Source organism: Gemmatimonadota bacterium, from assembly GCA_026706845.1.
Taxonomy (GTDB): Bacteria; Latescibacterota; UBA2968; order UBA2968; family UBA2968; genus VXRD01.
The window spans coordinates 1-8742 of sequence record JAPOXY010000158.1 but is presented as its reverse complement, the minus strand read 5'-3'; the positions used below and the strand labels follow the sequence as shown (position 1 = coordinate 8742).

General features: G+C 51.7%; 8 protein-coding genes. 1 reads left to right on the top strand and 7 read right to left on the bottom strand.

What is annotated here, in order from left to right; all coding sequences use genetic code 11:
- The first annotated feature begins 254 nt into the window (after positions 1–254).
- The gene (locus tag OXG87_15100) at positions 255–1199 is read left to right on the top strand and encodes a D-glycerate dehydrogenase (GenBank protein MCY3870874.1); all 945 of its coding nucleotides are present in this window, start codon (positions 255–257) and stop codon (positions 1197–1199) included.
- 8 nt (positions 1200–1207) lie between these two features.
- Here OXG87_15100 and OXG87_15095 read toward each other — a convergent pair whose 3' ends face one another.
- The 7 genes from OXG87_15095 to OXG87_15065 all read right to left on the bottom strand — a co-directional run.
- Positions 1208–2557: a sulfatase gene (locus OXG87_15095; GenBank protein MCY3870873.1), complete on the bottom strand. Its 1350-nt coding sequence runs from the start codon at positions 2555–2557 to the stop codon at positions 1208–1210.
- Positions 2554–3624: a Gfo/Idh/MocA family oxidoreductase gene (locus tag OXG87_15090; protein ID MCY3870872.1), complete on the bottom strand. Its 1071-nt coding sequence runs from the start codon at positions 3622–3624 to the stop codon at positions 2554–2556. The genes OXG87_15095 and OXG87_15090 overlap by 4 nt, the downstream gene beginning before the upstream one ends.
- 21 nt (positions 3625–3645) lie before the next feature.
- Complete coding sequence (locus OXG87_15085; GenBank protein MCY3870871.1) at positions 3646–4455, bottom strand: TIM barrel protein; 810 nt, start codon at positions 4453–4455, stop codon at positions 3646–3648.
- 15 nt (positions 4456–4470) lie between these two features.
- Positions 4471–5529, bottom strand: a complete 1059-nt coding sequence (locus tag OXG87_15080) for a threonine aldolase family protein (protein ID MCY3870870.1) — start codon at positions 5527–5529, stop codon at positions 4471–4473.
- Positions 5530–6489, bottom strand: a complete 960-nt coding sequence (locus OXG87_15075) for a PAC2 family protein (GenBank protein MCY3870869.1) — start codon at positions 6487–6489, stop codon at positions 5530–5532.
- 69 nt (positions 6490–6558) lie between these two features.
- A complete protein-coding gene (locus tag OXG87_15070; GenBank protein MCY3870868.1) occupies positions 6559–7650 on the bottom strand; it encodes a Gfo/Idh/MocA family oxidoreductase in 1092 nt (363 codons plus the stop codon).
- A gap of 11 nt (positions 7651–7661) precedes the next feature.
- Positions 7662–8742: zinc-binding alcohol dehydrogenase (locus tag OXG87_15065; protein ID MCY3870867.1), on the bottom strand; the 1081-nt coding region annotated here is incomplete at its 5' end.

Sequence of the window (8742 nt, the reverse complement as noted above, 5' to 3'; positions counted from 1 at the left end):
AAATGTTATGACTGGCATCATAAGTAAAGTGCAGTTTCTCAATACTTTAAACTGCCATTTTTTGACCGCGACGCCAAAATTTGACCGGTCCATATTCCCTCCTCCAGGGTTCATTTGTTTTTTTACAACGCACGATCACTTTTCAATTTACGCAATTCGCGTGCCTCCTGCAATACTTAACTCAGGTTGTCAAATCTTTCATCGCGTGCTATTTTGAAGTATTCCAAAAAATAATACCTGAGAAAGGAGTGTGTATGCAATATCGAGTTCTCGTCGATGTCGATCTTCCAGATGAAATTCCCGAGATGATGAATAACCGCTGCGAACTGCACATTTTGGCGCACGGCAATGTTTCAGATGATAAATTCGCGTCTGCACAGGGGCTGCTCACTTATGGACACCCGATTATCGGTGGTGATTTTATGGATCGCATGCCCCATTTGAAGGTTATCAGCAATTTTGGTGTTGGCGTAGATCACATTGATCTCTCAGCAGCCAAACAGCGCGGGATTCCAGTGGGCAATACACCCAATATGCTCGATGGCGCGACAGCTGATATGACTTTTGCAATGCTCATGGCCGCCGCCCGCAATATCGTTATTGGTGACCGTTTTGCCCGCAGTGCGGCTTTTACGCACTACGATCCACGCATTTTGATTGGTCACGAAATTCACGGTACAACACTGGGTATTATTGGTATGGGCAATATCGGCCGGCAGGTTGCGCGACGGGCGAGGGGATTTGACATGAATGTGCTCTATCACAACCGAAAGCCCGATCCCAAAGCCGAGGTCGAGTTGGGTGCGACTTATGTCTCTCTCAACGATTTGCTCGAACAATCGGATTTTGTCACTTTGAATGTGCCGCTGACTGAGGAAACGCGAAATATGATTGGTCGCGATCAGCTCAGGCGAATGAAAAGAACCGCCATACTGGTCAATCTGGCGCGCGGTGGTGTTATCGATCACGATGTACTCGTAGAAGCTCTTGAGAATAATTGGATCGCAGTTGCCGCACTCGATGTGACTGAACCCGAACCCCTTCCACGCGATCATCCCCTCCTGTCCATGGACAATGTGGTTATCGTTCCCCACCTGGGCAGTGCTACACGCCAGACGCGCATGGCAATGGCACAGCGCACAGTAGATAATCTTATAGCTGGACTCACGGATCAGCCATTGATCACTTATGTGGTATAAGATAGGTGCTAAGCGCATTCAGCGCTCATTTTATCGCATCGTCGTCTCAGTCGTTTGAGTTGATTTGAGAATCTGTGATCTCCCGCGAGATTGAATGATTCGTGGGGGTCCTTGCGAAGGTTGTAAAGTTCCTCATGGACGGGCTGTTGCTCGTAGTAGCGAATGTATTTCCAGCGTTTTGTGCGTATGCCTTCGCTCTTGGGGATGTCGGTGCGGTGGAACCGGTGTTCGCAGAAGAACGCTTTTCGCCAGTCAATTTTCTCGTCGTGCAACAATGGGACAAGGGATTTGCCCTGCATTTTGTCCGAAGCGTCCAGACTCGCCAGTTCGAGGATCGTTGGCGCGATATCGATGTTTAGTGCTAATTCTTCGCGGATGAGACCCCGGTTGCCCTCGGCATCCCTCGGATCGAAGACAATAAGGGGAATGCGGATCGACTGTTCGTTCAACTGCCAGCAGTCGCTGAGTCCGCGGTCTCCATAGTACATCCCGTGGTCAGATGCGAAGATTACGACTGTGTTGTTGGATAATGACAGTTGATCCATGGTCCCGAGAATCCTGCCTATGTTCCGATCGACACCGCTCACCATTCGGTACAGCCCTCGCATGTTTCTCTGGTAGTCCTCAGATGTCGCATAGCGTTTTTGCCATCGCACGCGACTTTCCGTTTCGCGCAAAAATTTTGGCATTTGCCAGAAGAAGTTGGGATGGGCGTTTAATGGTTCCGGTATCTGCGTCTCTGTGTAGAGGTGATCTTCAGTAGCGGGCCAGATGTAGTATCGCGGGTCATTGTCCTGTGCGTGCGGCGCATTGAAACTGACGGAGAGACAAAATGGCTGGCCGGGATGATCTGATTGATGCGTGCGCAGGAAGTCGATTGTTTTGTCCCCGGTGATGTCGGTCAGGTGGCGCACACTGCCATCGGGCTGTCTGATTTCATACCCTTCTTCGGTCCAGTGTTCGTAGTTGTCGAATACGTCAAACATCTTTCCCACTGCATCCTCGTCCTGCAGAGCGGGGACGACTCCGTTGGTGGCTATGCCGAATTTGCCGATTAGCCCCGTGCGATAACCCGCCATTTTAAGAGTAGCAGGGTAGGAGATGTCTGTATATGCGCTTTGAAGGGGTGGTGTGAGGAAGGTGAATCGGTGGCGTTTTTCATAGACGCCGGTGAGATAGCTGGCCCGGCTTGCAGCACAGATTGGACTTGTGCAGAATGCGTTTTCGAACCGCACACCGTTTGCGGCAAGCTGATTGATGTTTGGGGTTTTGATGATTGGATTGCCAGCGCAACCGAGCAGGTCATTGCGCTGGTTATCGGTCAGGAGAAAGAGGATGTTCGGAGGAGGTGCTTTCACATCTCACCCAATTCAATGCGTTGACCGGTATCATTTGACCTGTACGCCGCTTCAATGATTCTGGCGACTTTTAAGGCATCTTCTCCAGAGGTTGGGGCCGTACCTTTACCCGCAGTAGATCGAATAAAGTCATCCAAAAAAGCGATCCCATAAGCTCCGCCATAAGCATCGACTTCGGGTAGCGTGTAATCAAAGGTTCGCTGAGATGCCGTGTGCCAGCCTTCTGCAACGCTTTCGAGATACAATTCTGATGGGCCACCTGAAGGCGTCCAGAACACGCGGCCCTCGTGACCGCGAAATCCCATATACGTATCGTAATTCGGCCCCATATAACCCGCGCCACTTATTGATAGTTGATAACCGGCCTGCATACTACCCAGCGCGCCATTGGAAAACCGAAAGGATAGAGACGCTACATCTTCAACATCGATGTCTTCGCCGCTGAGTGTATCGACAACTGCAGAAACGGAGACGATGTCGGCGTCCATGACATAGCACAGCAGGTCGATATAATGACACCCCAACCACGATAAGATGCCGCCGCCAGAGATCGACCGATCAAATAGCCAGTGTTTGGGATCGCGAAATTTTACCTGTGATGTGACCATCCGAGATTCACAAGATGTCACGTGACCTATTGCACCACCTTGCACGAGTCTTCGCGCTTCACAAGCGGTGGGATGATAGCGGTTCTGATACATAACGCCCAGTTGGACACCTGCTTTTGCCGCGCCATCTACGACCTGAGAAACAGTTGCAACCGAAGCACCGATGGGTTTTTCGCTGATGACGTGAATACCTTGCTCGAACAAGCGCAGACAAAGGTCTGGGTTCTGGTCGTTTTGGGCGCAGGCCACACCAAAGGCTATATTTTCAGAGCCTAAAAGCACGCTGAGATCGGAATAAGTACCTGCGACTTTGTCTGTTAAATTAAAGCTGTTCAGAGCCGAGGGGTCGGCGTCGTACAGAACAATCTCATCTACCAGTGAAGAAGCCTGCAGGGTTTTGAAATGGGCTTCTGAATGGGGATGTGTCAGGCCAAATAAGCCAGCGCGAACGGGTTGCATTAGATTATCCTCAAGATAGGGCTATAGATACGGCAGTACTTCGCGCTTGAGCGCGTTGAGATATGTCCATTCTTCGCCGGGATCCTGGAAGATCAATGTATAATATCCCGAGAAATTGGCTTTGCGCGTCAGGTCCAGACAGGCCAGGAATTGGTCCCGCAACATGATCCCATCTTCGTAATCCGCTTTGGTGTGGATCGTATCTGCAAATGGCAACACCTCTGCGAGGTCGCCCAGCCTGTGTACCCCTTTGAAGTTGCCAAAATCGGTACACAGTCCGATTTTCCCATCGCATCTGTCCAAAATATCCAGTAGGGGGGCGGCGCGCTGGGTCAATCGCTTGAAGTTCTCGGTCATGATACGTACGCCACAATCGCGCGCATAGTCCGACAATTGCAGGAGATTTTGCGCGCTCAGTGCGATGGCTTCCGCGCCTGGCTCTGCTTCGCCGGCAATTACGCGCACATTCGCTGCGCCACAGGTGGATGCGACGTCAATCCATCTCCGAATTTCCGCCAGGTCCTTTTCTCTCTGTGCTGTATCGGGATGTGTTATATCCCAGGCGTCGATCAAGATGCTGTAAAGCGATACGCCGTGTCTGTCCAGTTCTGCGCGCAGATCTGCGATAAATGCATCATCTGTTGTAGGGAAGTGAAAATGGCAGATTTCCAGATGCCCAATGCCATGCGATGCCACTTCGCGGGGGACATCGAGTAGCTGTATGCGTCCCTCATCAGGGTTTCGGTTCACAAAGCCATCGGATGTGCGGTCGTGCCACGCTTTTCCCAAAGCGCGGTGTAAACTCCAGGTGGAAATAGATAGTTCTGGCATATTACAACCTCCAGTTTACGTTTTGCAGCCCACTTTTTCTGATAGGTGGCAGATCGCCTGTGCGGCTTGGTCAACATCGGATTTGGAGATGCCGATGTGTGGGATCAATCTTATCAGGTGTGTGCCGATGACGCTTACGCGGATGCCGTATTCAGCGAGCAATCGGTCGCCAAAATCGTGACCGGAAATGCCCAATTGAGTCACGTCAAAGCGCACCATATTGGTTTCTACACCTTCGACATCGATTCCGATGCCGGGAGCTTTTGCAATACCTTTTGCCAGGTGTTTTGCATTGGCGTGATCTTCTGCCATGCGTTCGACGTTGTGTTCTAACGCGTAAATACCAGCAGCGGCAATGATGCCAGCCTGCCGCATGGCGCCTCCGATACGCTGTTTCCACTGCCAGGCATTGAGAATAAAATCTGAAGGTCCCGCCAGCACAGCCCCCACAGGCGCGCCCAGGCCCTTGCTCAGATCGATCCACAGGGTATCAAAAGACTCGGCGTACGCTTTTGGTGCAATGCCAGTTGCAACTGTTGCATTTAGCAGTCGTGCGCCATCCATGTGCGTTAAAGCGCCTTTTTCGTGCGCCATATCGCACACTGCGCGTATGTGTTCGAGGGGCCATATACGTCCTCCCGGCATATTTGTGGTCTGTTCGGCACAGACGAGGCGGAAGGGCGGTCTGTATCGCGTTGACGGCACCATAACCTCTGCCATTTGCTCGGGTGTAAACATGCCGTTTTTCCCATCAATGGGATACAGTGTTGCGCGAGCGAGCACCGCTGCGCCGCCAGCTTCTGATATGAGCGGGTGTGCGGTGCGATCTACTAAAATGAGATCTCCTGCACGGCAGTGAACCGCATAAGAAATCTGGTTGCACATCGTTCCCGATGGCAAAAAAAGAGCCGCCTCTTTGCCCAGCATCTCGGCGACCATATCCTGTAGGGCATTCACCGACGGGTCTTCGCCCTTTTGCTCATCACCCACTTTTGCCCGACACATAAACTCGCGCATCGCTTGTGTTGGCACGGTGGATGTATCGCTGTAAAGATCAATTTTAATGTCGGTCATTTATCTGCTTCCTCCGGGGCCAGATTTGAAAAGATTCAGAAAACGATCTTCGTAAAATGGATACAGGTTCCAACGGTCCAGTTCCGCTTTGAGTTCATTGGCTTTTTTGTGAAACTGATCATTTTTTTTCACTTCGCGAAACATCTTTTCAATGCGTTCCATAACGGACTGCGGCACTTTATCCTCTTCGATCTTTCCGCCAGGGAATTCGTTCTCTGGAATATCGTCCATGTGGGAAAATGTCTTTTGGATCTGCATCTCAATATCTTCCATTGTGCCTTCCATTTTTTCGGCAGCGTCGTCAATTTCCGACATATCGACCGAAAAATTTAACAAATGTGCCAGAGTCAGCACAATCTCTTTTGAAGCTTTGGGGTTTGGGATGGGTGCTGCGTATTGCGGCATGGTTCCCAAAAAACAGGCTGCATTGAGATCGCGTTTTTGAGCAAAGCCCATCAATAGACCATTAAGCCCTGAGACCATCCCCTCTTTTAAGATCTCCACGCCATGCGATGCCAGTAAATCTCGAAATTCAGTGTTGTTCGCCACCCCCAGCACCTGTGCATCTTCTTTGTGACTGGACTGTGTGAGATAGGCCGCTCCCGTGAGAACGGTATCGATGCCAACCCGTTGTCCCACATCCAGAATTTTGTCCAATAATTCATCGCCGGGTACTCCGCCTATTTGCGCCTCGCTTTGAAAAATAATCAGGTCGTGTTCTTCTACTGCATAAAATACATGGGCAGGCGGATCGGGAAAGGTCGCGAGCCCATCTTCTACGATCATGGCTTCGGGCGTGAAGTGGGATTGCATGTCTATTTCTGCAAATGCGACGGCATCGAGTTTGCGTCGGATATAGTCAATCGCACCAATTCCTACGCTGCCCATACCGGGCCATCCGGCAAGCAATACGGATGCCTGAAAGGAACGGGGCAATTCTTTCAATACGTTTAGTTTCATTTTGTGACCTTTCCACGAGGGACAAAGCGTTTTAAAAATAATATCAATATAGACCTGGATAAAACCATATCAATGCCCGGAATGCCATTTCTCGAGCGGATGAGAACGATCGGGGTTCGGAAAAACAACGCGTTGTCCAGAAATTTGGGATGCGTACGCCCCGTGAATCATTTCCAACGCCCAACGCGCATCTCGATCACTGGAAATGGGGGCGCGATCGCGTTCTATGGCGTCAATCAGATCGATAATGGCGAGATAATTTCCCGTCTCTTGCAAGTGATCACCCGCAAGGTCGAGCGCCTGCCACGCAGGACCTCCTCTCCAGGGTGACCACAGTCCATCTTCGTAAATGGATATTGCTTCGGCACCTCCGCTTATGGCTATTCGCCCAGATTCTCCAACCAGTACCAGCCCATAGCCCTGTCCTTTTCCCGCTTGATTGGACCGCGAGACAAAAGAGCCATCCACGCCATCGCCAAAAGAAAACAGGCTGACCACGCCGTCGCCCGCAATCGCACCAATTGGCTCTGTGGCTTCCCGCACATCCTCGGGTGCGATTTCTCGGTCTCCTACTGTCACGCGCGCTGTCATCCACAGGGGATCGCCACCCAAAAAGCGCATCATGTTGAAGAGATGTGTTCCCAACACCAGCATGTCTTCGCCGCCGCCTCGATGGTCTTGTTTGCCATACCCATGCATGGAGAGGAGTTTTCCAATTCGATTTTCTCGTATTAGATCGCGCACTTGATGCACTTGTCTGAGGTAAACAGCCTGATGAGCTACGGCAATTTTGCAGTTGTTCTGTTCGGCGGCAGCTACAATGCGATCTGCAGACGCGAGGTCACCTGCAAGTGGTTTTTCCGAATAGACATGGCAGCCGGCTTCGATACACGCTAAGATCATTTCTTCGTGACAATCGACCCACCGGGGGCACACGCTGACAATATTGAGGTTTTCTTTCGCCAGCATGTCGCGATAGTCCTCATACCCTCGCTCTGCCCCTGCATCTGCAATGGCCTTTTCTCGTCCGGCTGCGTCTGGATCGGCTACGGCGATCATATCCACGCAGTCGATTTTTTGATAGGGCACATGCAGGCCATGTCCAAAATTGCCCTGCCCGGTCCGACCAATTGCACCGGCGCGATAGCGTTTTGCTGCCATTGTGACTCCTCTTAAGGTAAAAACACGACGCCCAGTGCCGCGTTGGGATTCTGGATGAGTTCTTCACATGCTTCGGGTGCGTCATCTAATGCAACCCGATGGGTGATAAGGGGGGCTACTTTTAAGTGTTCGGAATCCATGAAGCGCAAGCATTCTTCTAAATTTCGCCTCGTTGTCCACTGCATAAAAACGGGGGGATAATCCGCACCGTGTTCCCATTCCTCGTCGTGATAGCCCGGTCCTGTGCGTGCGGCACTGCGCACATCCAGATTGCCCAGCGCGGATGCAAAGCCGTGTTCTATCCGGGCGCCGCCCACAATGACAATGCGCCCCATCAAGTGCGTGTCGGGTGCTTTTTTGATCATTTTGCTAAGCGTGATAAAAGCCGGTGTGCCATCGCCACCAAAAGCAATTACACCGCCATCGATACCATAACCGCGCGTAAAAATCTTCGATACTTCAACCGGGTCTTCCTCTGTGATATTGACCCCGCGCAGCAAGCCACAGGTGGTCGCTTTTTTTAGACGCATGGGCAATTGGTCCAGGCCCATTACATAACATCCCGAAATACGTGCCCACTGGCAAGTAAATTGTCCCACAAGTCCCAGACCTGCCACGGCAATGTGTTCGCTGAGTTGGAATGCGCCACGCCGCACGGCATTTAAGGCGGTTGCGACCAGATGAATAGACGAGGCGTCTTCATCGCTGACGCCATCGGGAATGTGTACCGCCATATTGCGCGGTACACAGGCATGGGTCGCATGTTGGGCATATCCGCCTCCCATACAGGCTACGCGCGTCCCAAGTGGTATGTCTTCACACCCCGCGCCTTGCGCCACGACCACGCCGGCATTGGAATATCCAAACGGGCGAGGTGCGGCATCCGATGGATTTTCTCGCCGCCTTTTCACCCCACCCAATTCTGTGCCGGGGCTGACCATGCTCGCCGCAACTTCGATTTGAACCTGGCCTGGCTTTGGGGCTGCAACGGGTTCTTCGATGACAGAAATTCGGCCCTGGCCGTCAATTGCCGCTACCTTTCGCATTGCCATTGGTGTCCTCACATTGCCACAATTTGTTTCATGCGCTTTG